General features: G+C 71.8%; 25 protein-coding genes and 1 tRNA gene. 8 read left to right on the forward strand and 18 right to left on the reverse strand.

Translation table 11 applies throughout. The features are described from left to right. The first annotated feature begins 14 nt into the window (after positions 1–14). Positions 15–377 (forward strand): YidH family protein, encoded by a 363-nt coding sequence (locus ACFQPD_RS10430; protein ID WP_385900568.1) that lies wholly within the window; start codon positions 15–17, stop codon positions 375–377. Beyond that, positions 374–703 carry a DUF202 domain-containing protein gene (locus ACFQPD_RS10435; protein WP_176715173.1) on the forward strand — a complete coding sequence of 110 codons (330 nt, stop codon included), beginning with the start codon at positions 374–376 and terminating at the stop codon, positions 701–703. The genes ACFQPD_RS10430 and ACFQPD_RS10435 overlap by 4 nt, the downstream gene beginning before the upstream one ends. Positions 704–765: 62 nt before the next feature. On the opposite strand, the gene ACFQPD_RS10440 is transcribed toward ACFQPD_RS10435, so the two are convergent. Further along, entirely contained in the window at positions 766–3276 is a 2511-nt protein-coding gene (locus ACFQPD_RS10440; RefSeq protein WP_385900570.1) for an ATP-dependent Clp protease ATP-binding subunit, read from the reverse strand. 120 nt (positions 3277–3396) lie between these two features. Beyond that, entirely contained in the window at positions 3397–3717 is a 321-nt protein-coding gene (locus ACFQPD_RS10445) for an Lsr2 family protein (RefSeq protein WP_353081442.1), read from the reverse strand. A gap of 82 nt (positions 3718–3799) precedes the next feature. Between ACFQPD_RS10445 and ACFQPD_RS10450 the strand changes: the two genes are divergently transcribed. Then, entirely contained in the window at positions 3800–4900 is a 1101-nt protein-coding gene (locus tag ACFQPD_RS10450) for an NADH-quinone oxidoreductase subunit D (protein ID WP_385900572.1), read from the forward strand. Between the two features lie 20 nt (positions 4901–4920). Here ACFQPD_RS10450 and ACFQPD_RS10455 read toward each other — a convergent pair whose 3' ends face one another. The 11 genes from ACFQPD_RS10455 to dacB form a co-directional block, all read right to left on the reverse strand. Further along, positions 4921–5523, reverse strand: a complete 603-nt coding sequence (locus ACFQPD_RS10455) for a hypothetical protein (RefSeq protein WP_068750134.1) — start codon at positions 5521–5523, stop codon at positions 4921–4923. A gap of 57 nt (positions 5524–5580) precedes the next feature. Further along, entirely contained in the window at positions 5581–6072 is a 492-nt protein-coding gene (locus tag ACFQPD_RS10460) for a DUF3180 domain-containing protein (RefSeq protein ID WP_385900573.1), read from the reverse strand. Further along, on the reverse strand, positions 6069–6632 hold the full coding sequence (gene folK, locus ACFQPD_RS10465; RefSeq protein ID WP_353081444.1) for a 2-amino-4-hydroxy-6-hydroxymethyldihydropteridine diphosphokinase: 564 nt from the start codon (positions 6630–6632) through the stop codon (positions 6069–6071). Before folK ends, ACFQPD_RS10460 begins: the two co-directional genes overlap by 4 nt. Beyond that, positions 6625–7050 (reverse strand): dihydroneopterin aldolase, encoded by a 426-nt coding sequence (folB, locus tag ACFQPD_RS10470; protein WP_078920086.1) that lies wholly within the window; start codon positions 7048–7050, stop codon positions 6625–6627. Before folB ends, folK begins: the two co-directional genes overlap by 8 nt. Beyond that, positions 7047–7844 (reverse strand): dihydropteroate synthase, encoded by a 798-nt coding sequence (folP, locus tag ACFQPD_RS10475; protein ID WP_385900695.1) that lies wholly within the window; start codon positions 7842–7844, stop codon positions 7047–7049. Before folP ends, folB begins: the two co-directional genes overlap by 4 nt. A gap of 17 nt (positions 7845–7861) precedes the next feature. Beyond that, positions 7862–8428, reverse strand: coding sequence for a GTP cyclohydrolase I FolE (gene folE / locus ACFQPD_RS10480; protein WP_068750129.1), 567 nt, complete (start codon positions 8426–8428; stop codon positions 7862–7864). A 1-nt stretch (position 8429) separates the two neighbouring features. Continuing rightward, positions 8430–10478 carry an ATP-dependent zinc metalloprotease FtsH gene (ftsH, locus tag ACFQPD_RS10485; protein WP_385900574.1) on the reverse strand — a complete coding sequence of 683 codons (2049 nt, stop codon included), beginning with the start codon at positions 10476–10478 and terminating at the stop codon, positions 8430–8432. An 80-nt stretch (positions 10479–10558) separates the two neighbouring features. After that, complete coding sequence (gene hpt, locus ACFQPD_RS10490; RefSeq protein ID WP_385900576.1) at positions 10559–11110, reverse strand: hypoxanthine phosphoribosyltransferase; 552 nt, start codon at positions 11108–11110, stop codon at positions 10559–10561. A 10-nt stretch (positions 11111–11120) separates the two neighbouring features. Further along, positions 11121–12068, reverse strand: coding sequence for a tRNA lysidine(34) synthetase TilS (tilS, locus tag ACFQPD_RS10495; RefSeq protein ID WP_385900577.1), 948 nt, complete (start codon positions 12066–12068; stop codon positions 11121–11123). Beyond that, positions 12061–13035: a zinc-dependent metalloprotease gene (locus tag ACFQPD_RS10500; RefSeq protein ID WP_385900579.1), complete on the reverse strand. Its 975-nt coding sequence runs from the start codon at positions 13033–13035 to the stop codon at positions 12061–12063. Before ACFQPD_RS10500 ends, tilS begins: the two co-directional genes overlap by 8 nt. Then, positions 13029–14450 (reverse strand): D-alanyl-D-alanine carboxypeptidase/D-alanyl-D-alanine-endopeptidase, encoded by a 1422-nt coding sequence (gene dacB, locus ACFQPD_RS10505; protein WP_385900580.1) that lies wholly within the window; start codon positions 14448–14450, stop codon positions 13029–13031. Before dacB ends, ACFQPD_RS10500 begins: the two co-directional genes overlap by 7 nt. A gap of 115 nt (positions 14451–14565) precedes the next feature. Here dacB and ACFQPD_RS10510 point away from each other — a divergent pair, with 115 nt between their 5' ends. The 5 genes from ACFQPD_RS10510 (at position 14566) to ACFQPD_RS10530 (ending at position 18474) form a co-directional block, all read left to right on the forward strand. After that, positions 14566–15096: an inorganic diphosphatase gene (locus ACFQPD_RS10510; RefSeq protein WP_068750213.1), complete on the forward strand. Its 531-nt coding sequence runs from the start codon at positions 14566–14568 to the stop codon at positions 15094–15096. 85 nt (positions 15097–15181) lie between these two features. After that, on the forward strand, positions 15182–16189 hold the full coding sequence (locus ACFQPD_RS10515) for a TRM11 family SAM-dependent methyltransferase (protein ID WP_385900582.1): 1008 nt from the start codon (positions 15182–15184) through the stop codon (positions 16187–16189). Between the two features lie 15 nt (positions 16190–16204). Next, on the forward strand, positions 16205–16693 hold the full coding sequence (locus ACFQPD_RS10520; RefSeq protein ID WP_078920082.1) for a histidine phosphatase family protein: 489 nt from the start codon (positions 16205–16207) through the stop codon (positions 16691–16693). A gap of 114 nt (positions 16694–16807) precedes the next feature. Continuing rightward, entirely contained in the window at positions 16808–18139 is a 1332-nt protein-coding gene (locus ACFQPD_RS10525) for an ammonium transporter (RefSeq protein ID WP_385900584.1), read from the forward strand. Then, positions 18136–18474, forward strand: a complete 339-nt coding sequence (locus tag ACFQPD_RS10530; protein WP_068750113.1) for a P-II family nitrogen regulator — start codon at positions 18136–18138, stop codon at positions 18472–18474. Before ACFQPD_RS10525 ends, ACFQPD_RS10530 begins: the two co-directional genes overlap by 4 nt. A 79-nt stretch (positions 18475–18553) precedes the next feature. On the opposite strand, the gene ACFQPD_RS10535 is transcribed toward ACFQPD_RS10530, so the two are convergent. From ACFQPD_RS10535 to ACFQPD_RS10555, 5 genes are all read right to left on the reverse strand, one after another. Then, positions 18554–19603 carry a winged helix DNA-binding domain-containing protein gene (locus tag ACFQPD_RS10535; protein WP_385900585.1) on the reverse strand — a complete coding sequence of 350 codons (1050 nt, stop codon included), beginning with the start codon at positions 19601–19603 and terminating at the stop codon, positions 18554–18556. Between the two features lie 25 nt (positions 19604–19628). After that, on the reverse strand, positions 19629–20978 hold the full coding sequence (locus ACFQPD_RS10540) for a flavin monoamine oxidase family protein (RefSeq protein WP_385900587.1): 1350 nt from the start codon (positions 20976–20978) through the stop codon (positions 19629–19631). Between the two features lie 87 nt (positions 20979–21065). Next, complete coding sequence (locus ACFQPD_RS10545) at positions 21066–22319, reverse strand: AGE family epimerase/isomerase (RefSeq protein WP_385900588.1); 1254 nt, start codon at positions 22317–22319, stop codon at positions 21066–21068. Positions 22320–22327: 8 nt separating this feature from the next. After that, positions 22328–23308 carry an acetylxylan esterase gene (locus tag ACFQPD_RS10550; protein ID WP_385900590.1) on the reverse strand — a complete coding sequence of 327 codons (981 nt, stop codon included), beginning with the start codon at positions 23306–23308 and terminating at the stop codon, positions 22328–22330. A 60-nt stretch (positions 23309–23368) separates the two neighbouring features. Further along, positions 23369–23441, reverse strand: a tRNA-Thr gene (locus ACFQPD_RS10555). Between the last annotated feature and the right edge of the window lie 41 nt (positions 23442–23482).

A 23482-nucleotide genomic window follows, 5' to 3' on the forward strand; every position in this document is an offset into this window, starting at 1 on the left:
GCTACGGTGATCCGGTGGCCCGACAGCGTTTCCCTGCCTCCGTCTATGACAACGGCGACGAACCCGACGCACGGTTCTCGCTGGCCAACGAGCGGACCTTCCTCGCCTGGATCAGGACCTCGCTGGCCCTCCTCGCGGCCGGCATCGCGCTCGAGGTACTGGGGCTCGACCTGCACGACGCGTTCCGCATCGCCGCCTCGGTCGTGCTCATGCTGACCGGCATCGCCGCCGCGCCGCTGGCGTGGTGGGGATGGGCCCGCTACGAGCGCGCGCTGCGGCTCTACAGCCCGCTGCCGGCGTCGCTGTTCGCCCTGCCGGTCACGCTGGCGGTCAGCGTGAGCGGGATCCTGGTCGTCCTGGGATTCCTGTTCCGGTGACCGACCGTCCGGCCGATCCCGGCCTCCAACCGGAGCGCACCGGGCTGGCGTGGCAGCGCACCGCGCTGTCCCTGGGCGGCGGCGCCCTGGTCTACTCGCGGATCGCCGCGCCGACGGTGGAGAACTGGGCCTGGCTGCTCGCCGGCCTCGGCCTGCTGGCCGCCCTGGTCATCGGGGTGTGGGGCCGGCGCCGCTACGACTACACGCACCGCACGCTGACCCGCGGCGGGCGCATCCTGGCCGACGGCCTGCTGCCCGCCGTGGTGGCGGGCACGGTGGCCGCGGCCGGCATCGTCGTGCTCGTGCTGTCGCTCCTCGCGCTCTGACCCCAGAGCCCGGGAACGCGACGACGGGGCGGCCCCGTGGGACCGCCCCGTCGACATCGGGTTCAGGAGGCCTGGCCACCCTCGCCGTCGGAGGCCGGCTCGAACTCCGGCAGCTCCGCCTTGGCGACGCCGGTGAACTTGAACGGCAGCTCCGCGCCCTCATCGGCCACATCGACCTGGACGATCTGTCCCGGCTGCAGATCCCCGAACAGGATCTTCTCGGCCAGGATGTCCTCGATGTCGCGCTGCAGGGCACGGCGCAGCGGCCGGGCCCCGAGCACCGGGTCGAACCCGCGCTTGGCGATGAGGGTCTTCGCGGCCGGCGTGAGCTCGATGCCCATGTCCTTGTCCTTCAACCGCGACTCGATCTGCGCCACCATGAGGTCGACGATGCGCTCGATGTCGGCCTGCGACAACTGGTGGAACACGACGATCTCGTCGACGCGGTTGAGGAACTCGGGACGGAAGTGCTGCTTCAGCTCATCCGACACCTTCGCCTTCATCTTCTCGTAGCTCGACTCGGCGTCTCCGGCCCGGGAGAATCCGAGATTGACGCTCTTGGAGATGTCCCGGGAACCGAGGTTGGTCGTCATGACAATGACGGTGTTCTTGAAATCGACCACCCGGCCCTGAGCATCCGTGAGGCGACCCTCGTCGAGAATCTGCAACAGCGAATTGAAGATGTCAGGGTGGGCCTTTTCGATCTCGTCGAACAACACCACGGAGAACGGCTTGCGTCGCACCTTCTCAGTGAGCTGGCCGCCCTCCTCGTAGCCGACGTATCCGGGCGGCGAACCGAACATCCGCGACGCGGTGTGTTTCTCCGAGTATTCGCTCATGTCGAGAGTGATGAGCGCGTCCTCGTCGCCGAACAGGAACTCCGTCAGCGCCTTGGTCAGCTCGGTCTTTCCGACGCCGGACGGGCCGGCGAAGATGAACGAGCCGCTGGGGCGCTTCGGGTCCTTGAGACCGGCCCGGGTGCGGCGGATCGAGCGGGACAACGCCTTGACCGCGTCCTCCTGGCCGATGTAGCGCTTGCCCAGTTCCTCCTCCATGCGCAGGAGCCGCTGGGACTCCTCCTCCGTGAGCTTGAACACGGGGATGCCGGTGGAGCCGGACAGCACGACGGCGATCTCCTCCTCGCCGACCACGGCCGGGAGGTCGGAGTCGCCCTGCTTCCAGGCCTCCTCGCGCTCGGCGCGCAGTGCCCGGAGGCGCTGCTCCTCGTCGCGGAGCCGTGCCGCGCGCTCAAAGTCCTGCGCGTCGATGGCGGCGTCCTTCTCGAGCTTGTTCGCCGCGATGGCCTCGTCGAACTCCCGCAGGTCCGGCGGAGCCGTCATGCGCTGGATCCGCAGCCGGGCGCCGGCCTCGTCGATCAGGTCGATCGCCTTGTCCGGAAGGAAGCGGTCCTGGATGTAGCGGTCCGCCAGCGTGGCCGCCGCGACGAGAGCCTCGTCAGTGATGGTGATGCGGTGGTGCGCCTCATACCGGTCCCGAAGGCCCTTGAGGATGTCGACCGTCAGCGCCACCGACGGCTCCGCCACCTGGATGGGTTGGAACCGCCGCTCGAGCGCGGCGTCCTTCTCGATGTGCTTGCGGTACTCGTCCAGCGTCGTGGCGCCGATGGTCTGCAGCTCACCGCGCGCCAGCATGGGCTTGAGGATGGAGGCGGCGTCGATGGCCCCCTCCGCGGCGCCGGCGCCGACGAGCGTGTGGATCTCGTCGATGAACAGCATGATGTCGCCGCGGGTCTTGATCTCCTTGAGGACCTTCTTGAGGCGCTCCTCGAAATCACCGCGGTAGCGGGAACCGGCCACGAGGGCGCCGAGATCCAGCGTGTAGATCTGCTTGTCGCGCAGCGTCTCGGGCACGTCGCCGCGCACGATGGCCTGCGACAGGCCCTCCACGACGGCCGTCTTGCCCACGCCGGGCTCGCCGATCAGCACCGGGTTGTTCTTGGTGCGGCGGCTCAGCACCGTCATGACGCGCTCGATCTCGTGGGTGCGTCCGATGACCGGATCGAGCTGGTTCTCCCGCGCCGCCTGCGTGAGGTTGCGGCCGAACTGATCCAGGATCTGCGAGCTGCCCTTCTCGGGCCCCGCCTCAGGAGCCCCGGACATCGAGGCCTCGCGGCCCTGGTAGCCCGTGATGAGCTGCAGCACGGTGTTGCGGACCCGGTTGAGGTCCGCGCCGAGCTTGATGAGCACCTGAGCGGCCACGCCCTCGCCCTCACGGATGAGGCCGAGGAGGATGTGCTCGGTGCCGATGTAGTTGTGGTTCATCTGCAGCGCCTCGCGCAGCGAGAGCTCGAGAACCTTCTTCGCGCGCGGCGTGAAGGGGATGTGCCCCGTCGGCACCTGCTGCCCCTGGCCAATGATTTCCTCGACCTGCTCACGCACCGCCTCCAGGGCGATGCCCAGCGACTCGAGGGCCTTGGCGGCCACGCCCTCGCCCTCGTGGATGAGCCCGAGCAGGATGTGCTCGGTGCCGATGAAGTTGTGATTGAGCAGCTTCGCCTCGTCCTGCGCCAGGACGATCACGCGCCGGGCGCGGTCCGTGAACCGTTCGAACATGAAAACTTCCCTCCTGTTGTCCGGCGACGCGCGCCGGGCAACCGCTTCTAGCTTACTAACGAAGCGAAGGGACCGAATGCTCCGTGGTTCACCCCCCGCGAACGCACGCCCGGCGAGCGGTCAGTGAGCCGCTTCGTAGGCGGCGATGACGTCGGCGGGGATGCGGCCCCGGTCCGACACCTTGCGGCCGTTCTCCCTCGCCCACTCGCGGACCGCGTTGTTGTCCGACTTGCGGGACGCGGGCTTGCGGGCGGCGCCGGCCTTGCGGCCGGCCTTGGTGGCCTTCTCGATGAAGGGCGCCAGGGCGCTCTCCAGCTTCGCGGCGTTCTTCTCGGTCAGGTCGATGGTGTAGGAATCGCGGCCGAGCGAGAACTCGATCGTGCGTGCGTCGGGCGACCCGTCGATATCATCGACGAGAAACACGCGAACTTGGCGTGCCATAGTGTCCTCCTGGGGGTAGGGATTTCTCCGCTGAGATTACCGCTGTCCGGGGAATCCGCAAAAGGGGTCGGCATTGTCGAATATGCAGCAATTCAGCATCGGTGGGCTCATTCTGCCCGACCACACCGGTATTTCGCTGGGGTATCGGCACCCCACCTCCGCCGGAATGGTGCGGGTGGTGGTGGAGACAGAGGCCGGAGTCATCCGGAGCGCCGACGTCACGTCCGGATATGGGCATCGGGCTGCCGAGAAATTATTCGAGGTCCGCGATTACCGCTCCATGATCATGCTCGGCGACCGCCACGACTGGCTCGCCGCATTCAGCGGTGAATTGAGCCTGACCCTCACGGTGGAAAATGCGATGCGGCTCACTCCCCCACCGCGGGCCACCGTGCTGCGGACACTCCTGGCGGAACTGGCACGCATCCACAGCCACCTGTCCTTCCTCAGCCACCTCGCCGACGGGGACGCCGCGGCCCGCCTCTGGCAGGTCGTGGACCGGCTGCGCGACGCCATGCTCGGGTGGAGCGGCAACCGGGTCCACCCCATGCTCAACCGCGTCGGCGGCCTGGCCGCCGACGCCCCGGAGGGCTGGCTGGACCACCTGGACGACCTGCTTGACGACGCGTCCCGGGTATCGGCGGACCTACGCGCCACCCTCGCCGGCACGAGCCGCTACTCGGGTCTGGCCGTCCTGGACGCCCGGACGTGTCTCGGCTACGGGCTGAGCGGACCCGTCGCGCGCGCGGCAGGCCTGGACCTTGACCGCCGGGCGGGCGGCTACTGCGCCTACGGTCAGGTGTTCCGGCCCGTCACCCCGCGGTCCGCGGGCGACGCCGAGTCCCGGTTCGCCGTGCTCATCGACGAGGTCGGCACCAGCGTCGACATGGTGCGGGTCGCACGGTCGTTGGCCGCCGCGACCCCCGGCGACGTGGCGGTGCGGCTGTCGCGCCGCCTGAAGGTCCCCGAGGGCGAACACGAGACGGACATCGAGGCCCCGTGGGGCATCGCGTCGTGCCTGCTGGTCTCGCGGGGCGGCCAGACGCCGTGGCGGGTGGCGCTGCGGACGCCGTCGTTCAGCGACCTGTCCGCGCTGGGCCGGGCCCTGGAAGGGGTCCGGACAGACGACATCGCCGACGTCGTGGCCTCATTGGGCTACACCGTCGGCGATGCGGACAAGTAGGCGGGGCGTCCCGCGGCGGCTCAGGCCTGCCGCAGCTCCGGCAGCCCGTCGAGGTTGAGACGGGCGAGGTCCACCATCGTGGGGTGCTCGTTCTCGCCCCAGATGTCGGCCACGCTCGGCGAGACGCGGCGCGGCAGGTCGACGATGTTGGCCGTCTCCTCCGCCTCGAGCTCAGCGATGCGCGCCTCCAGCGCCTCGATCCGCGACTGACGCTCGGCCACCTCGGCACGCAACCACACGGCGTTGCCGCGCATCGAGCTGAGTTCCGCCTTCGCGGCACCCAGCTGGCCGCGCAGCTTCGCGATGACCGCCTGAAGGTTCTCGGCGCGCGCGTTGAAGCGGCTGATCATGGCGACGGACTCCTCGTGGAACCGCTCGGCCTGCTGGGCGCGGAGCCCGACCTCGTGCTTCATCTCGACCGCGTGCCGTTCGCGCTCGGCCCGCACCTCACGCCACGCGACCCACGTGGCGGCGAAGGCCATGAGGACCGCCACCACGACGCCGGCGCGGACGAGCCACACTCCCCCGAGGAGGGAGGCCAACGACGCAGCGGTGCCCACCCCGAGGATGGTGAGCGCGAGGGTGCGCTCGGAGGACTGTTGGGAAGCGCGTCGACCAGGCATGCGGCCAGTGTAGGTGTGGCCCCGCGGCCAGCCGCGGAGGCCGGTGGGCGTGTCGGCTCAAGCCGGCGACGCCGCCCCGGTGCCGGCGGGCTCGTCGTCGTCATCGTCGTGCACCACGCAGGCCCGCTCCAGCATCGCACCGGCCACGGCCAGCAGCAGCGCCGCGATGATCGTGGCGATCCCCTGTACGACGCGGGCCGACGGCAACGGCGCCTCGAACAGTTGCAGGAACCGCGCCACGTACACGACGTGCGCGCCGGCCAGCACGGCGCCGGTCATGATCATCGACTTGCCGACCGCCAGGGCGGCCACGGACTCCTGCGGCTCCACGCGGCGCTCCTCGATCCGCCGGGGCAGCAATCGGGCGTACACCGCGACGCCGACGGCCAGCAGGAGCATCAGGGCGGGCACCGACCACGGCACCACCGGCGGGAACGAACCCGCCGCCTCGAACCCGAGCAGGATGAGGCCGCAGACGACGGCGCCCGCGAGAACCGAGATGACGGCCTGACGGGCGGTGGTCAGACCGAGCCGGCCGTCTCCGCTCAAAATCCCGTGGCGGCGGTGACGACGACGTCGTCGCGGCGGGTGACCGTCGAGGTGTCCACCTCGTCGAGCAGGTCCACGACCCGGCCGTGGCCGGCGATCTCGGCGGCGGGGTCGATGTCGGACCACGGCACCAGGACGAAGGCGCGCTCGTGCGCCCGCGGATGCGGCAGCTCGATGCTGTCCTCCGAGATGCGCTTGCCGACCATGATGATGTCGATGTCGAGGGTGCGCGGACCGTGGCGCAGGTCGCGGGTGCGGCCGAAGTTCTCCTCGATGGCCTGGGCGCGGTCGAGCAGCGTCAGCGGCTCCAGGGTCGACTCCGCCACGACGACGAGGTTGAGGAAGTCCGGCTGGTCCTCGATGTCGCCGACCGGCTTGGTCTCGTAGACCGGCGACACGTCGACGACGATGAGGTCCGGCGTCTCGGCCAGGTAGTCGACCGCCTCCTGCAGGATGCTGGCCGAATCCCCCATGTTGGAGCCGAGGCTGAACACCACCTTCGAGATGGGGCGCAGATTGCCCAGCGTGTCGACATCGATATCGAAGGGACCGTTAGACATGTCTACTCCTGCTGATCGTGACGGCAACATCCGTGAAGGTCTGGCTGAGCGGTGCACTCGGCTTGTGCACCGTGACGGTGACACGCTCCACTCTGCCATGAGCGAGGCACCGCTCCGCAATCTCGCCCGCCACCGTCTCAATGAGGTTGCGCGGCTCTCCCGTGACGACGTCCTCGACGTCCCGGGCCACCGCGCCGTAGTCCACCGTGGTCGCCAGGTCGTCACTGCGGGTGTCGACGGGGAGTTCGAGAACGACGTCGACGACGAACGGCTGGCCGTCCCGACGCTCATGATCGAAGACTCCGTGGTACCCGGTCGCGGTCAGTCCCGTCAGCGTGATGCGGTCGATCTCTTCGCTCCCTTCGGTCGACTCGACCCTAGCGCACGGCTCGTCGGGTGAGGGCGCCGGGAGGCTCATGTGAGCGTGAGGGGGGCCTCGGCCAGGAGGCGGCGGGCGACGGCGACGGCGTCGGCCTGGGCGGCGACGTCGTGGGTGCGCACGGCCCACACCCGGTGCAAGGCGCACCAGAACGACACCGCGGCGGTGGCGGCGTCGCGGCCCCGCGGCTCGCGCCCGCCCAGGAGTTCCCCGAGGAAGGCCTTGCGCGACGCGCCCACGAGCACCCGGTGCCCGTCGGCCGCGAAGCGGTCGAGGTGCCGGAGCAGGGTCCAGTTGTGGTCCCAGGCCTTGGCGAACCCGAGCCCCGGGTCGAGGATGATGCGCTCGGCCGGGATCCCGGCCTCCAGTGCGGCGTCGCGCTGCTCGAGCAGCTCGGCGAGGACCTCGGTGACGACGTCGCCGTACTGGGCGCGGCCCTGCATCTCGCTGGAATGGGCCCGCCAATGCATGACGACGAGCTCCGCCCGGGACCGCGCGACGACGCCGAGCAGATCCGGATCCGCCCTGCCGCCAGACACGTCGTTGATGAGCGCGGCCCCGACGTCGATGGCCGCCTGCGCGACCCCGGCCCGCATCGTGTCGACCGACACCGCGACACCGTCGGCGGCCAGCGCCCGGACGACGGGGATGACGCGCTCCAGCTCGTCGGCCTCGGTGACCCGGGCGGCGCCGGGGCGGGTCGATTCGCCACCGACATCGATGATCGACGCGCCGTCGGCGAGGAGCCGGCGGGCGTGGTCGACCGCGAGCTGCGGGTCGAGGAAGCGCCCGCCGTCGGAGAATGAATCGGGCGTCACATTGACGATGCCCATGACGAGGGTCACGCGTGTCACCGCCCGATGATCAGGCTCATCGCCTCGGCGCGGGTGGCGGGGTGACGCAGGATGCCGCGCACCGCCGACGTCACGGTGCGGCTGCCGGGCTTGCGGACGCCGCGCATGGTCATGCACGTGTGCTCGGCCTCGACCACGACGATCACGCCGCGCGCGTCGAGGTGCTCGACGAGCGCGTCCGCGATCTGGGTGGTGAGCCGTTCCTGCACCTGGAGCCGGCGCGCGAAGATGTCGACGAGCCGCGCCAGCTTCGACAGGCCGGTGACCCGGCCGCTCTCGGACGGGATGTAGCCCACGTGCGCCACCCCGGTGAAGGGCAGCATGTGGTGTTCACAGGTGCTGACCAGCTCGATGTCCTTGACCAGCACCATCTCGTCGTGCGCGATGTCGAAGGTCTTGCCCAGCACGCCCGACGCGTCGGCGCCGTGGCCGGCGAGCAGCTCGCCCCAAGCGCGGGCGACGCGCTCCGGCGTCTCCTGCAGCCCGTCTCGCTCCGGGTCCTCGCCGATGGCGAGCAGCAGCTCACGGACGGCCGCGGCCGCGCGCGCCTCGTCGATCGCCATGTCAGTGCCCCGCGGGCGGGACGGGCGGGCCCCACGGGGAGGGTCCGGTCTCGGGTGGCTGCGGATCCCCGCCGGGGCGGAAGTCCGGGCCGGTCGGAGGCGACGGCGGGGACGGGACGGGCACCGGCAGGTCCGCGGGCCGCTCGGGCGCCGGCGGGACCTCGACCGGGGGGACCTGGGACGGCTGTCGCAGGTCCGAGCCCGTCCACGCCGGACGCTTCGGCCGCCGGCGCAGCGGCTTGAACACCTCGGCCACCTCGGCCTTGTTGAGCGTCTCCTTCGCGAACAGCTGCCGGACGAGTTCGTCGAGTACGTCACGGTTCTCGTGCAGGACGTCGAACGCCTCCTGGTGGGCAGTGTGGATGAGCGCCGCCACCTCCTCGTCGACGACCGCGGCCATCGCCTCGGAGAACTCCTGCGTGGAGTCGGTGCCGCGCATGCCCATGAACGGCTCCGTGTCCCCGCCGCCGAGCTTGACGGCCCCGACGCGCTCGCTCATGCCGAACTGCATGACCATGGCGCGCGCCACGCGGGTCGCCTTCTCGATGTCGTTCGACGCCCCGGTGGTCGGGTCGTGGAACACGAGCTCCTCGGCGGCGCGGCCGCCCATCATGTAGGCCATCTGGTCCAGCAGCTCGCCGCGCGTCTGGGAGTACTTGTCCGCGTCGGGCATCACCATGGTGTAGCCGAGGGCCCGGCCCCGCGGCAGGATCGTCACCTTCTGCACCGGGTCGTTGCCCGGCATGGCGGCCGCGACGAGGGCGTGGCCGCCCTCGTGGTAGGCGGTGATGAGCCGCTCGCGGTCGTTCATGAGGCGGGTGCGCTTCTGGGGGCCGGCTATGACCCGGTCGATCGCCTCGTCGAGCTGGGGTTGGCGGATCATCTCCTGGTTCATGCGCGCCGCCAGGAGCGCCGCCTCGTTGAGCACGTTGGCCAGGTCCGCGCCGGAGAAGCCGGGCGTGCGGCGCGCGATGGACGCCAGGTCGACGTCGCTCGCGAGCGGCTTGCCCTTCGCGTGGACCTGCAGGATCTTGAGCCGGCCGTCGACGTCCGGCGCCTCGATGCCGATCTGCCGGTCGAAGCGTCCGGGGCGCAGCAGCGCCGGGTCCAGCACGTCGGGCCGGTTGGTGGCCGCGATGAGGATGACGCCGCCGCGGACGTCGAAGCCGTCCATCTCGACCAGCAGCTGGTTGAGGGTCTGCTCGCGCTCGTCATGGCCGCCGCCCAGGCCCGCCCCGCGGTGCCGGCCGACGGCGTCGATCTCGTCGATGAAGATGATGGCCGGCGCGTTCTCCTTGGCCTGGTTGAACAGGTCCCGGACGCGCGAGGCGCCGACGCCGACGAACATCTCGACGAAGTCCGAGCCGGAGATGGAGAAGAACGGTACGCCAGCCTCCCCCGCCACCGCGCGGGCGAGCAGCGTCTTGCCGGTGCCGGGCGGGCCGTACAGCAGCACGCCCTTGGGGATCTTGGCGCCCAGCTTCTGGAACTTGGCGGGCTCGGCCAGGAACTCCTTGATCTCCTCGAGTTCCTCGACGGCCTCCGCAGCGCCGGCGACATCCTTGAACGTGGTCTTCGGGGTGTCCTTGGCGACCAGCTTGGCCTTCGACTTGCCGAACGACAGCGGACCGCCGGCCCCGCCGCCGGAGACCGAGCGCATGATCCAGAAGAACACCAGGAGCATCAGGAGGAACGGCAGGCCGGTGTAGAGGAACATCGACCAGACGCTCGGGCTGGGGTTGCGCGCCGACCAACGGTCCAGGGTGCCGGCCTGCTCGCGGGCCTCGAGCAGGGGGACGATGTCGTCGACCTGATTGCCCACCCAGTAGGACTGCGTCTTGGCGCCGGCCTCGTCGGTGATCTGGATGACCTGTTCGCCGTCGACCAGGAGCACCTCCTGCAGCCGCTCGTCGCCGGCGAGGACGCCGAGCGACTCCGACGTCGGCACCGTGCGGTAGCCGGTGACGGTGGAGAGCACCTGCATGCCGAGCAACAGCACGAGGAGGCTGATGAGGATCCAGGCAACCGGGCTCTTGAAGAACTTCTGCAACGTCGGGACCGATCTAGTGAGGCGACAGCGAGCGCACCGTCACACTACCAGCGCCCACAACCGGCCCCGGGCGCGGCCGATCAGCTGTACACGTGCGGTGCGAGCGTCCCGACGTCGCGCAGGTTGCGGTACCGGCCGGCGTAGTCCAGCCCGTAGCCCACGACGAACTCGCTGGGGATCTCGAAGCCGACGTACTTCACCGGCACGTCGATCTGCGCGGCGTCCGGTTTGCGGAACATCGTCATGATCTCCAGCGACGCCGGCCCGCGGGAGGCCAGGTTGCTCATCAGGTACGACAGCGTGAGGCCGGTGTCGATGATGTCCTCCACGACGATGACGTCGCGGCCCTCGATGTCGACGCTGAGGTCCTTGAGGATCCGCACGACGCCGCTGGACTGCATGCCGGAGCCGTAGGAGCTCACCGCCATCCAGTCCATCTCGACGTGGCTGTGCATCGCGCGTTGCAGATCGCTCATCACCATGACGGCGCCGTTGAGCACCCCGACGAGCAGGACGTCGCGGCCCTGGTAGTCGGCGTCGATCAGCGCGGCGATCTCGGCCACGCGGGCCTGGATCTGGTCCGAGGAGAAGAGCACCTTCTCGAGGTCATCGGCAACGTCAGCGGCATCCACGCAGCGCAGCCTATCGCGCCCGAATCCCGGACGCACCCGCCCTATCGAACCGGAGCGTCCCCGCCCGCCGGGCCACCTGGCCACCCGGGACCGCGACCGGGCCCTGGCCGTGCCACCGCTCGCACAGCGCCGCGACGGCGAGCACGTGCGCCATCGTCGGCTCGGTGTGCCGCGTCAGCCAGCGGTGGATGACCCGCCGACGCAACGCCGTCGGCAGCGGCGCCACGTCGGCGACGGGCAGGTCGTCGCCGACGTCCACGGCGGCGGCGAGGTCGTCGAGGAGGTCCGCGTCCGCCCTGGCCAGCTCGGCCGTACGGGCCAGGGCGGGGGCGACGTCGCGGCCGACCGCGTCCGCCAGGTCCCGGAGGTGGCCGCGCACCGCGACGCGCGCGAACCGCGGGTCGACGTTCATCGGGTCGTCCCACGGCCGCACCCCCCACTCGGCGCAGGCGTTGATCGTGTCCGTTCGGCGCAGGCCCAGCAGGGGCCGCAGGAAGGGGGGCCGATGCGGGGCCATGCCCGCCAGGGCCCTGGTCCCGGATCCCCGCAGCAGGCCCAGCAGGACCGTCTCGGCCTGGTCGTCCAGCGTGTGGCCGAGCAGGACCGGCAGCCCGGGCGCGGCCAGGGCGGCGAGGCGAGCGTCGCGGGCGGCGGCCTCCAGCCCGCCGGGATGCGCGGTGTCGACGGTCACCGGGGCGACGGTCGTGGGGATCCCCCTGCCGCTCAGCAGCTCCCGCACCGCCTCGGCGACCTCACCGGAGGCCGGCTGGAGCCGGTGATCGACGACGATCGCCCGCACTGCCGTGCCCGACCGGCGGCCGGCCCAACCCGCCCCGAGCGCCAGCGCGAGCGAGTCGGCGCCGCCGGAGCAGCCCACCACGACCTCGCCCGCGGGCAGCACCGCGGCGACCGCCTGCGACACCCGCAGCGCGGCCGGGCCCAGTTCGCGCCTAGCCATGGACGCGGTCCAGCCACGAGCGGGGGTCGGAGATCTCGGCGGCCGTCGGCAGCGCGGCAGGGTCGTGGAAGGCGGCGCCCAGCGCGCCTGGCCCCCGCGCGGCCCGGACCGCGCGACAGAATGCGAGCCCGTCGCGGTACTGCGCGCCCTTGTCCAGCGTGCGCGACACGCGGCTGATGAGGGTTCCCTCGGGGCGGCGGAAGGCGCGGCGGAGGGTCGCCACGGTCCGGACGTGCCGGCGCCCGACGGTGTCCGCGACGTGATCGGCGTGTCCCTCGAGGAAGGTCATGGCGGCCGTCAGCCGGGTCAGGTCCTCCCGCCCGGGTCGCGAGGCGAGCAGCGCTGCGGCGTCCCGGGTCGCGCGCCAGCCGGCGAGCCCCTCCAGGAGTCCCGCGTCGTCGCCCGCCAGACGGAGCATGAGGTCGCTCAGGTGTCCCCGCAGCCACGGGGCGAGGCGGAACTGCAGCGCGTGGGTCTGCTCGTGCAGCGCGATCCACAGGCGGAAGTCCGCGGGGACGAAGCCGTGGCTGCGCTCGTGCTCGACGATGGTGGGGGCCACCAGGTAGAGCGCGTCATCCCCGGTCAGGGCGTCGTACTGGCCGAGCATGCGGCGGCTCACCAGGCCGAGGGCCGCGCCGGCCGCCAGCCCGTTGCCGACGGCGCGCAGGCGCGTCATCGCCCCTCCGGGACGCTCGGGAAGCCCCAGGTCGTCGAGCGCCGACTCGGCCATCCGGCGGCCGGCCCGCGCCCAGCCCGGGCGGTCGACGACCCGGATCTCGGCGGCGCCACCGCCGTCGAGGCGGAGGTGCCGGGCGGCCAGCTCCCCGGCGCGCCGTGCCGTGACCCGCAGGTCGGCGACCAGCCGCACCACCTCCGGCCGTGCGACCGCGGGGGGCTGACCGTCGGTGACGGCCGCGACACGGCGCGCCACCGACCAGTCGAGCGCGGGGCGATGCTCCATCAGCATCCACACGACGCGATGACGCCGGCCACCTGGTCCGTCCAGACCTTGGCCGCCCACCCGTTCGGGGCTCCGTTGACGACAACAGCGAACGCGAGCTCGCGGTCGTCGGCCGTCTGCGTGGTCCCGGCGAGGCTCGCCACCTGTGACAGCGTGCCCGTCTTGGCCCTGACGACGCCGCGGGCGGGCTCGGCGACCGCGTCGGTGAACCGGTCGGCCAGCGTCCCGGTGACGCCCGCCGTCGGCAGCCCGTCGAGGATCACCGACAGCCGCGGATCGGTCTGCATCCGGCGGACGGCGTCGGCCAGCATCCGGGCCGTGACCCGGTTGCTGCGGCTGAGGCCGGACGCGTCGGTCAGGACCGCCCCCGCATCCCACAGGCCGAGCGCCGTGAGCTGCTCCTCGATCGCGGCCACCGCGCCGGCGAACGTCGCGGGGCGCCCGGTGGCCAGCGCCAGCTGCAGCCCCAGGACCTCGGTGAATGAGTTGTTGGACCGCTGCATGGCGGTCTCGACGAGGACGTGCACGGGCAGCGACTCCACGCGGGCGATCTCCGCGCCCGACCGGGCGGCGGCCACGGGCGGCCCCACGACGGTGACCCCGGCCTCCGCGAGCTGCGCGGCGAACAGGGCCGCGGCGTCGAGCGCGGCCGTGCGGCTGCGCCCACCGCCCGTGCGCCCCTCGTCGGCCCACAGCGCCGACAGCTCGGTGACCTGGTCGCGGTAGTTCGCCGGCCAGACATCGTTCCAGCCGGGCCCGGGGAACAGCCCCGCGTCGACGCCCAGCGTGACGCTCGTCTGGCCTGCCCCAAGGAGGGTGGCGGCCGTCGCGGCGGCCAGCTCCCGCAGCGAGGCGGGCCGCGGGTAGGCGTCGGGAGCCGCCGGCTCGGCGGCGAGCAAGGGGTCTCCGCCCCCGACCAGCACGATGCGGCCGGGCTCCGGCTGCACGACCGTGGTGGCGAAACGCTCCTCGCCTGAGAAGACGTTCATGACGGCCACGGTGGTGAGCGTCTTGGTGTTGGACGCCGGGATGAGCAGGGCGTCCGCGCCGCTGGAGGCGACGACGTCTCCCGTCGCCACGTCGACGGCGTGCCAGGCCACCTGCGCCGCGGCGCCGTCGACACCGACGAGCTCGGCGCGTCCCAGGGCGGCGATGCGCGCGTCCAGGGCCGCCCGACCAGGCACGATGCCGGGAACGGCGGGCGTCGCGGCCCCGGCCAGACCCGCGTCGCCGAGCTGCGGCTCGGGCGACGGCGGCGGCGCGAACAGCGACGGCGGGGCCGTGGACGGGGCACCGTCGCGCGCCAGGCCGGCCGAGGCGGCCAGCGGCTCGCGGTACAGCGCGACCACGAACGCGGCCGCGAGGATCGCGCCCACGAGCAGCCACGCGAGCACCGGCCGCGCGACGCTCGTGCGTGTCAAAGGTTCCTCCGAGCCTGTATCCTGCAGGGGTAGCTGACCCGCAGCGATGGCGGGCACCGATCTCAATCATAGGAGTGCCTCAGTGAGCGAAGACGCACCCGTCGGCGTCACCCCCGTGGACCCCGGCCGCCGGATCCTGTTCGACGTCACCGTGGAGATCCCCAAGGGCACGAAGAACAAGTACGAAATGGACCACAACACGGGGCGGATCCGGCTGGACCGCACCCTGTTCACCTCCACGCAGTACCCCTACGACTACGGGTTCGTCGAGGGCACGCTCGGCCAGGACGGTGACCCGCTCGACGCGATGGTCATCGGCGCGGACCCGACGTTCCCGGGCTGCCTCATCGAGTGCTACGCCGTCGCGATGTTCCGGATGACCGACGAGATGGGCGGCGACGACAAGGTGCTCTGCGTCGCCACCGCCGACACCCGCCGCAAGCACATCACCGACCTGTCGTCGGTGCCGGAGCACATGCTCCTCGAGATCGAGCACTTCTTCTCCGTCTACAAGGACCTGGAGCCCGGTAAGTCCGTCGAGGGCGCCACGTGGACCGGGCGCGAGGAGGCCGAGGCCGAGGTGCAGGCCTCGTTCGAGCGCGCCAAGGGCACGCCCTACGAGCATCACCACGTGAACCTGGCCTGAGCAGCAATCCTGACCACGGAGCCCCGCCACCCGGCGGGGCTCCGTCGCGTTACCACGCCCTCACGGCTCGTGGGACACTGGGGCAATGCCCCGCTACCTCATGCTGCGCACCCCGTCGGCCAACCGCGTGTACGCCGGGGAGGCCGGGCCGCTGACCGCCGCCGAGCTGGAGCTGACGGCCCCCTTCGCCCAGGACATCGCCGACGTCGACGTCGCCGGCGTCGGCTACCTGTCGTTCGAGTCGCCCGAGCTGACGGCCGGCCAGGTCGAGACCGTCGCCGCCCAGTCGGCGTGCTTCGCGCTGTTCGCCGCTGAGGGCGACCTCCTGCGCCCCGTCGCCGTCCCCCGCCCGTTCATCCTGGACGACGACCTCGTCACGATCCCCAAGTACCCGGGCAAGACCAACGAGCAGTTCACGCACCTGCTCCTGGGCGTCACGCTGTCGGCGGTCACGCGCGAACCGACCGGTCCCCGCCAGGTGCTCGACCCGCTGGCCGGACGCGGCACCACGCTGTCGACGGCGCTGCTGCTCGGTCACGACGCGTACGGGGTCGAGGCGGACCAGAAGGCGTTCGAGCAGATGGTCTCGTATCTCAAGACCTACCTGCGCCGGAAGCGGATCAAGCACACCGCTGACGTGTCGTCGGTGCGCCGCGACGGCAAGGCCATCGGCCGCCGCTTCGACGCCGAGATCCGCCCCGACGGCCACACACTGCACGTGACCGCGTTCACGGGGGACACGCGGGACTCCGCCGCGCTGTTCGGCCGCAAGAAGTTCGACGCGATCGTCACCGACGCCCCCTACGGCGTGGCCCACGGCGCGTCCGGGACCGACGTCCGGGGCGTGGCGGGCAAGCGGGACCGGTCCCCGGCGGGCCTCCTGCGGGAGGCGGTCCCGGTGTGGGCCGGCCAGCTCATGCACGGCGGGGCGCTCGGCCTGAGCTGGAACACCTTCGGGCTGTCCCGCGACGACCTGGCCGGCATCCTCACCGACGCGGGCCTCACGGTGCAGTCGGGCGGCGCGTGGGAGCGGTTCGCGCACCGCGTCGACTCCTCCATCAAGCGCGACCTCATCGTCGCCGTCAGGCCCTGACGTAGGCTCTGACGCATGCGACGACTCGTCCTCATGCGCCATGCCAAGACCGAGGCCAACAACCCCCAGGGGGACAAGGCCCGCCGCCTCATGCCGCGCGGCGTCCAGGATGCCCAATCGGCCGGTCGGGAGCTCGCCGCGCTGGGCCTGCAGTACGCGATTGTGTCGTCGTCGACCCGCACCCGGGAGACGTTCGCCGCTCTCGGGCTCGACATCCCCGCCGAGTTCCAGGACGCCCTCTACTACTCGGGCACCGAGACCATGCTGCAGCGCATCGGTGAGACGGACCCGGAGGTGACGGGGCTGCTGGTGATCGGCCACGCCCCCAGCATCCCCAGCCTGGTCGCCGAACTGGCGTACGCCAGCGACCGCAGCGAAGCGGACCAGGCGCAGTGTTGGTTCCCGACGTCGGCGTACACGACCTTCAGCGTCGACGGCGACTGGGCCGATCTCGCCGACGGCGACTTCTCAATCGTGCGCCTCGAGGGCACCAACCGGCCCTAGTTAACGCGGCGGTAACGCGCCGTCCCCGAGCTGTTACCGCGGCCGCCGATTCGCTAACCGGACCGTTACCGGGCGACGGCCCCACCGAAACGTGGCCCCAGCAGGATTTCCGCCATGACAGTTCTCGAAATCTCTGCGGGCGACACCGCCTGGGTCCTGGTGAGCGCAGCCATGGTGCTCCTCATGACTCCCGGTCTCGCGTTCTTCTACGGCGGCATGGTCCGAGCCAAGAGCGTGCTCAACATGCTCATGATGTCGATCACGACGATGGGCATCGTCGGGGTCCTCTGGGTCGTGGTCGGCTACTCGATGGCGTTCGGCGACTCCATCGGCGGCTTCCTCGGCAATCCCCTCGAATTCCTGTTCATGGCGGGTGTCATGGATCCGGAGCTGGCCACCTTCACGGTGCCCGCGGCGGTCTTCGCCGGCTTCCAGGCCGCGTTCGCCATCATCGCCGTGGCCCTCATCTCCGGCGCGGTGGCCGACCGCATGAAGTTCTCCGCGTGGGCCGTCTTCGCCGCGGTGTGGGCCCTGCTGGTGTACTTCCCGGCCGCGCACTGGGTGTTCAGCTTCGACGGCGGCACCGCTGAGAGCGGCGGCTTCATCGCCAACGACATCGCGGCCATCGACTTCGCCGGCGGCACCGCCATCCACATCAACGCCGGCGCCGCCGCCCTCGCGCTCGCCCTGGTCCTCGGCCCGCGCCTCGGCTTCGGCCGCACCCCCATGCGGCCCCACAACCTGACGCTGGTCATGCTCGGCGCCGGGCTCCTGTGGTTCGGCTGGTTCGGCTTCAACGCGGGGTCCGCGCTCGGCGCTAACGCGACCGCCGGCGTCGCGTGGGTGAACACCCTGGCGGGCGCGGCAGCCGCGATGCTGGCCTGGCTCGCGGTCGAGCGCCTCCGCGACGGCCACGCCACGTCCCTCGGCGCCGCCTCCGGCATCGTCGCGGGCCTCGTCGGCATCACGCCCGCCGCACACTCCGTCAGCCCCCTCGGCGCGCTCATCATCGGTGTCCTCTCCGGCGTGGCGTGTGCCTTCGCGATCGGCCTGAAGACCCGCCTCGGCTACGACGACTCGCTCGACGTCGTCGGCGTCCACCTCGTCGGCGGTCTGGTCGGAACGCTGGCGATCGGCTTCCTGGCCGACCCCGACTCGCCGGCCGGCGTCGCGGGCCTGCTCTACGGCGGCGGCGTCGACCAGCTGTGGCGGCAGGCGCTCGGCGCGGGCGCGGTCCTGGTGTACTCCTTCGTGGTCACCCTCGTGATCGCCAAGGTCCTCGACGTCGCCATGGGCCTGCGGGTCCCCGAGGCCGCCGAGACCCAGGGCATCGACACCGCGGAGCACGCTGAGACCGGCTACGACCTCAGCCACGTGGGCTACTCCACCTACCGCGTTCGGCAGACGCTGATCGTCCCCACCCCCCGAGAGGATGTGCAGGCATGAGGCTCGTCACAGCTATCGTCCAGCCCACCATGTTGACCCAGGTCCAGATCGCCCTCGCCCAGCACGGCGTGGCCGGGATGACCGTCACCGAATGCTCCGGCTACGCCCGTCAGCGCGGCCACAAGGAGTTCTACCGCGGAGCCGAGTACACCATCGACTTCATCACCAAGGCCAAGATCGAGGTCCTGGTCGAGGACGACGAGGCCGAGGACATCATCAGCCTGATCACCGCGGCGGCCCGCACCGGTGCCGTCGGTGACGGCAAGGTCTGGTCCACGCCGATCGACGAGGTCGTCCGGATCCGCACCGGCGAGCGGGGGGCAGCGGCCATCTAGCGGCCGTCGAGCACCCACCAGGCAGGCTCCGGATGAGGGGGCGGCGCACAGGCGCCGCCCCCTCATCGGCGTCCGCGCGTCAGTCGGCGACGAAGGGGAACGACCGGAACAGGCCGTCCAGCCGGGAGCGCACCGTCGCGCTCAGCGGGATGAACTCCTCGACGCTGAGGGACCGGCGGCCGGGGCGGCCCGCCCGGGACCACACCCCCGTCACGACGCTCCCGGCCACGACCGGGCGTTTGAAGACGCCGTTGTTGCCCGGCACCAGCCGCTGGTGGTCGGCCTCGGTCAGCGCGAACAGGCGGTCCTGGTAGCCGAGGATGAATTCGTCGAATCCGGGCAGCAGCAGCGGCGCCGACGCCCGGCGCCCCGCCTCCCGCGCCTCCTCGAGGAGGCCGGGGCGCCAATAGCGTCGCTCCTCCACCGCGCCATCGTGCTCCAGGTGCGGCTCGGCATGCGCGAGGGCCGTGCGGATCTCCGCGAGCCGGAGCTTCGTCCACCAGGCCAGATCGCGCACCGTGGCCGGGCCGTGGCTGGTGAGGTAGCGGCGCAGCGCCTCGCCCACTGCGGCGATCCGGTCGCCGTTGAACCGGCCCTCGAGCGTGGACCCCGCGGGGAGCCACCGTGAGGCGAGGACGACGTCCTGGTCGATGCCGTTCCACGGGCCGTAACAGACGGTGCCGCCGGCGATGAGGTGGAACAGGAGGTGATAGCCGCGTCCGCCGGCCGTGACCAGACCGTGCTCGTCCCAACGGGCGAAGAGCGCGGCCCGCGGGATGGGGCCGCCGTCCAGCGCCGCGAGGGCCAGATCCCTGGCCCGGTCCACCGAGTGCCCGTCGAGCCCCAGCTGGTGCCTGCGCGCCTCCGCCGCGCGCAGCGTCGGGGGTGCGCACAGCTCGGTCAGCCACGCCACGTCGTCGGCGGCCATGAGGAAGACGGTGCCGCGCATCGGGTACCCGCGCACCAGGCGACCCGCGTCGAGATCGGCGAGGACGTCGGCGACGCCGGAGCGCGTCCGGAGCACCGCGGAGGCCAGCACCCCGGGGAGGTCCTGGCCCTGCATGGCCATCGACGCGGCGACGGCGTCGACCGGTCTCGCGAACGGCCGCGAGACGAGGCCCTGCGCCACGAGGCGCAGGCGACCGAGCCGGGGGTCAGGCGAGGTTGCGGGCGACAACAGCGGCCACCTCGCGCCCGGAGCGCACCGCGCCCTCCATGTACCCGTTGAAGCGCGTCGCGTACTCCGCGCCGGCCCAGTGCAGCACTCCCTCGGGCTCGGCGAGTATCGGACCGTTGGTGGTCCACACCCCCGGCGCGAAGTGGGCGCCGTGGCAGCCGCCGGTGAACTTCTCGGCGGCCCAGTCGCGCTCGATGTAGGACAGCGGCTTGGCCGCGACCTCTCCGAACGTGCGCACGACGGAGTCGATGAACGCCCGCTCCCGGAGCGTGACGGAGCGCCGCGACAGGCTGTCGGCGTCGGCGCCCTCGAAGAAGCCCATGAGGTGGCCGCGATCCGAGTTGTCCGAGGTGGTGTCGAACGTCACGCGCACGGCGCCCTCGTCGGCGCTGGACTGGCCGGAGTAGCCGAGGTCGCGCCAGAACGGCTTGTCGTAGATGAGGAAGGCCTTGATGACATTGCCCGGGGCCACCTTGTCGGCGGCCTCGGCCCGCCACGCGGGCAGCGCGGGCACGTGGGGCACGGCGACCGCGAGCCGCGGCGGCAGCGTCGAGATGACCTGGCGGGCCTCGACGACCGCGCCGTCCGCCTGCGTCAGGCGGGCCGAGCGGTCGTCGTGCTCGACGCGGACGACCTCGGAGCGCAGCCGCACGGCGTCGCCGAGCTTCGCCGCAAGCGCCTCGGCGACGGTCGCCATGCCGCCGCTCACGCGCTTCTGGTGCAGGCCGCCGTTGCTGGCGAGCATGGACTCGAGGTCCGGCCCGGAGTTGACCTGGTGGAGGCCCTCGAGCAGCGTCGCGCCCTTCGGCATGGGCCCGAACGCGGCCGAGTAGACCTCGCCGAAGCGGCGCTGGGCGCCCTGCGTGCGGAGGTTGGTGGTGACCCAGCGGCGCAGGTCCTGCTTGAGCCAGGCGTCGTTGGCCCGCCGCCACGCCGCGTCGTCGCGCAGGCGCTCGGCCAGGCGGCGCAGCCGGAGCAGGCCCTGCCCCAGGTCCGAGACCTCGAAGGGCGTGAGCGCCGGCTTGTCGTCGGTCGACGGCACCTCCAGCGCCTGGCCGCGCAGCCGGACGACGAGGTTGCCGCGGGCGGGCAGCCCGGCGGTCTCCAGACCGAGGCCGTCGATGATGGCCTGCAGCTCGTCGAAACCGGGGCCGATCCACTGGCCGCCCAGCTCGACGTACGAGCCGTCGCTGAGGACCCGGTTCTCGACTCGTCCGCCGACGCGGTCGCGGGCCTCGAGCACCGTGACGCTCAGCCCGCGGTCCGCGAGGTATTGCGCGGCCACGAGCCCTGCCAGGCCAGCCCCGACGATGGCGCAGTCGAACACGTGTTCCTCCCTTGACGTGATCCCCGGGTCGGGGGACGCGGACACCAGACTACAAGGCCACACATCACCCGACCCTCGCGGAGTCGGCTAACCCGCTAGTCGCTGCGAGCCCGCCGCGCGCAGGTACGCGGCGAAGCCGCGATCCGCGGGCAGCTCGGCGTAGAGGGTCGCCTGGTACACGTGGTACAGGTCGGGCTTGCCGTCCCACGTGAGCGCCACCGGGTTGCCCTGCGCGTCCAGCTCGGAGTGCCACGAGCCGAGGCGGTGATCGATGAAGTGGCTGTCGGCGAAGCGCCAGAAGGTCTCGTACCACTCCTGGAAGCGCTGCTCGCCGGTCGCGAGCCACAGGTACCGGGCAGCACCCATGGCCTCGGCCACCTCCCAGAAGAAGCGCTCCTCCACGACGGGGCGCCCGTCCCAGTCCACGGTGTAGACGAACCCCCCGCCGTCGCCCCAGGCGTCCGCGAGGGCCCCGTCGAACAGGGCGGTGGCCGCGGGCAGGAGCCAGGGCTCGTCGGCGCCGAGGCCGCGCAGCTGCAGCAGCAGCTTGGTCCACTCGAGCCAGTGGCCGGGCTGAGAGCCGTACGGCCGGAACGCGTGGCGCGGGTCGTCGACGTTGTAGTCGGGCATGGGGCGCCAGTCGGCGGTGAAGTGCTCCGGCAGCCGCCAGGATCCCTCGCCCGAGGCCGCCGCGCCGGTGATGCGGCGGGCGATCGACAGCGCGCGGTCCAGGTAGACCCGCTCCCCCGTCGCCTCGAACGTCGCCAGGTAGGCCTCGGTGAGGTGCATGTTGGCGTTCTGGCCCCGGTAGTCGTCGAGGTGGGTGAAGGTCCGGTCGAACCCCTCCACGCAGATGCCGTCCTCCTCGCGCCAGAAACGACGGTCGATGAGATCGGAGCAGGCGGCCAGCAACGCGGGGCCTCGGCTGAACCCCGCCTGGGTGGCCGAGCTGGCGGCCAGCAGCAGTTGCGCCGTCCCGTAAAGCTCCTTGCGGTCCTGCGGGGCGGATCCGCCCACGATCGGCGCCCAACCGTCGTGGTCGTGGTCCCGGCCGGCGCCGTCGACGTAGAAGTCGAGCCCGTGCTCGACGACGTCGCCCGCCCCCGGGCGGCCCTCGAGGGCGGCCAGCGAGAAGACGTGCATCATGCGTGCGCCGATGAACAGCTGGGCACCCATCTCGGGCATCGCGTGCCCGTCGGCGCCGATCCAGACCATGCCGCCGTCGGCCAGGCGCACCTCCGGCTGGTAGAAGTCGAGCAGGTCGCGGCGGTGCCGCAGCAGGAACTCGCGGTGGACGGGATCGGTGAACCGGTCCTCGTGGTCTCCGAACAGGTCAGTCATGGGGGCTCTCAGATGGTCCCGGCGAGCCAACCGAGCTGGCGCCAGGTCTGCACGTCCTGGCCTCCCTCGTGGCCGCTGTGCGGGTAGATGACGATGTCGCGGGGTGCCGGGTACGCGTTGTGGGCGGCGAACACCGTCGACGGCGGGCAGATGGTGTCGGCCAGCGCGACCGAGAAGAGGGCGGGGCACTCGGCGCGGCGGGCGAAGGACACCCCGTCGTAGTGCCCGAGGGTCGCCCAGACGGCCTCCTCGAGGTGGGGAGCGGCCTTGATGAAGTGGGCGATGTCCGAGAAGGGCGCGTCGTCGGTGAGCCCGACGGCGCGGCGGATGTGACACATGAACGCCACGTCGGGCATCGCCCCGGCGAGGCGCAGCCCCACGGACGGCGCGAGGCCCGCCACGGCGAGGGTCAGGTAGCCGCCCTGGGAACCGCCGGTCACCACGACCCGGTCCGGGTCGGCCAGCCGGTGGCCGGCCGCGAGCTGCGCGAACCGCAGGGCGTCGGTGAGGAGTCGCCGGTAGTAGTACGTCTCGGGTGCCGCGATGCCGGAGGTCATCGGGCCGGGCGGGCCGAACTCGCCGGCGGCCGGGTGCGGGTCGGGGGTGCGGTCGAACAACGAGGCGGCGTGCCAGCCCTGACCCCGGTTGTCCATGACGAAGTGCGCGTAGCCCGCGGACGCGAACGTGGAGGCCAGCGGCATCCCCCGCGACACGGAGTAGCCGTGATACTGCACGACGGTGGGCAGCGGACCCGTGGCGCCCGCCGGAACGTGCAGCCAGCCCCGCACCGGGGCGCCGCCGAATCCGGTGAAGGTGAGGTCGTAGGTGTCAATGAGCCGCTGCCGGTTGTCCACCGGGGTCTCGGTCAGCAGCGTGACGGGCTCATCGGCCGCGAGGGTGTCGGACCAGAAGGCGTCGAAGCCCGGGGCCTCGGAAATGTCGGGTGAGTAGGTGCGCAGCGCCTCGAGGGGCAGGTCGAACTTGGCCATGGCGGGCACTCTACAGCGCGAGGGCCCCGGCGCGGATCGCGACCGGGGCCCTCGCCACCGAGCCGCCCACGGGAATCGAACCCGTGACCTACGCTTTACGAGAGCGTCGCTCTACCGACTGAGCTAGGGCGGCAGCAGGCACGAACTATACCGGCGTCGCCCGACGCGAGCAAA

It is taken from the genome of Tessaracoccus sp. O5.2, assembly GCF_964266725.1.
Lineage (GTDB): Bacteria > Actinomycetota > Actinomycetes > Propionibacteriales > Propionibacteriaceae > Arachnia > Arachnia lapidicapta.

Excerpts from the sequence above, each read along its gene's own strand:
- ACFQPD_RS10440 (WP_385900570.1), bottom strand. The coding sequence starts at position 3,276 with ATGTTCGAACGGTTCACGGACCGCGCCCGGCGCGTGATCGTCCTGGCG.
- ACFQPD_RS10520 (WP_078920082.1), top strand. The coding sequence starts at position 16,205 with ATGCGACGACTCGTCCTCATGCGCCATGCCAAGACCGAGGCCAACAAC.
- folE (WP_068750129.1), bottom strand. The coding sequence starts at position 8,428 with ATGGCGATCGACGAGGCGCGCGCGGCCGCGGCCGTCCGTGAGCTGCTG.
- ACFQPD_RS10550 (WP_385900590.1), bottom strand. The coding sequence starts at position 23,308 with ATGGCCAAGTTCGACCTGCCCCTCGAGGCGCTGCGCACCTACTCACCC.
- ACFQPD_RS10450 (WP_385900572.1), top strand. The coding sequence starts at position 3,800 with ATGCAGCAATTCAGCATCGGTGGGCTCATTCTGCCCGACCACACCGGT.
- folK (WP_353081444.1), bottom strand. The coding sequence starts at position 6,632 with ATGTCTAACGGTCCCTTCGATATCGATGTCGACACGCTGGGCAATCTG.
- tilS (WP_385900577.1), bottom strand. The coding sequence starts at position 12,068 with ATGGCTAGGCGCGAACTGGGCCCGGCCGCGCTGCGGGTGTCGCAGGCG.
- ACFQPD_RS10500 (WP_385900579.1), bottom strand. The coding sequence starts at position 13,035 with ATGCTGATGGAGCATCGCCCCGCGCTCGACTGGTCGGTGGCGCGCCGT.
- folP (WP_385900695.1), bottom strand. The coding sequence starts at position 7,844 with ATGGGCATCGTCAATGTGACGCCCGATTCATTCTCCGACGGCGGGCGC.
- folB (WP_078920086.1), bottom strand. The coding sequence starts at position 7,050 with ATGAGCCTCCCGGCGCCCTCACCCGACGAGCCGTGCGCTAGGGTCGAG.
- ACFQPD_RS10515 (WP_385900582.1), top strand. The coding sequence starts at position 15,182 with ATGCCCCGCTACCTCATGCTGCGCACCCCGTCGGCCAACCGCGTGTAC.
- ACFQPD_RS10525 (WP_385900584.1), top strand. The coding sequence starts at position 16,808 with ATGACAGTTCTCGAAATCTCTGCGGGCGACACCGCCTGGGTCCTGGTG.
- ACFQPD_RS10445 (WP_353081442.1), bottom strand. The coding sequence starts at position 3,717 with ATGGCACGCCAAGTTCGCGTGTTTCTCGTCGATGATATCGACGGGTCG.
- ACFQPD_RS10530 (WP_068750113.1), top strand. The coding sequence starts at position 18,136 with ATGAGGCTCGTCACAGCTATCGTCCAGCCCACCATGTTGACCCAGGTC.
- ACFQPD_RS10455 (WP_068750134.1), bottom strand. The coding sequence starts at position 5,523 with ATGCCTGGTCGACGCGCTTCCCAACAGTCCTCCGAGCGCACCCTCGCG.
- ACFQPD_RS10545 (WP_385900588.1), bottom strand. The coding sequence starts at position 22,319 with ATGACTGACCTGTTCGGAGACCACGAGGACCGGTTCACCGATCCCGTC.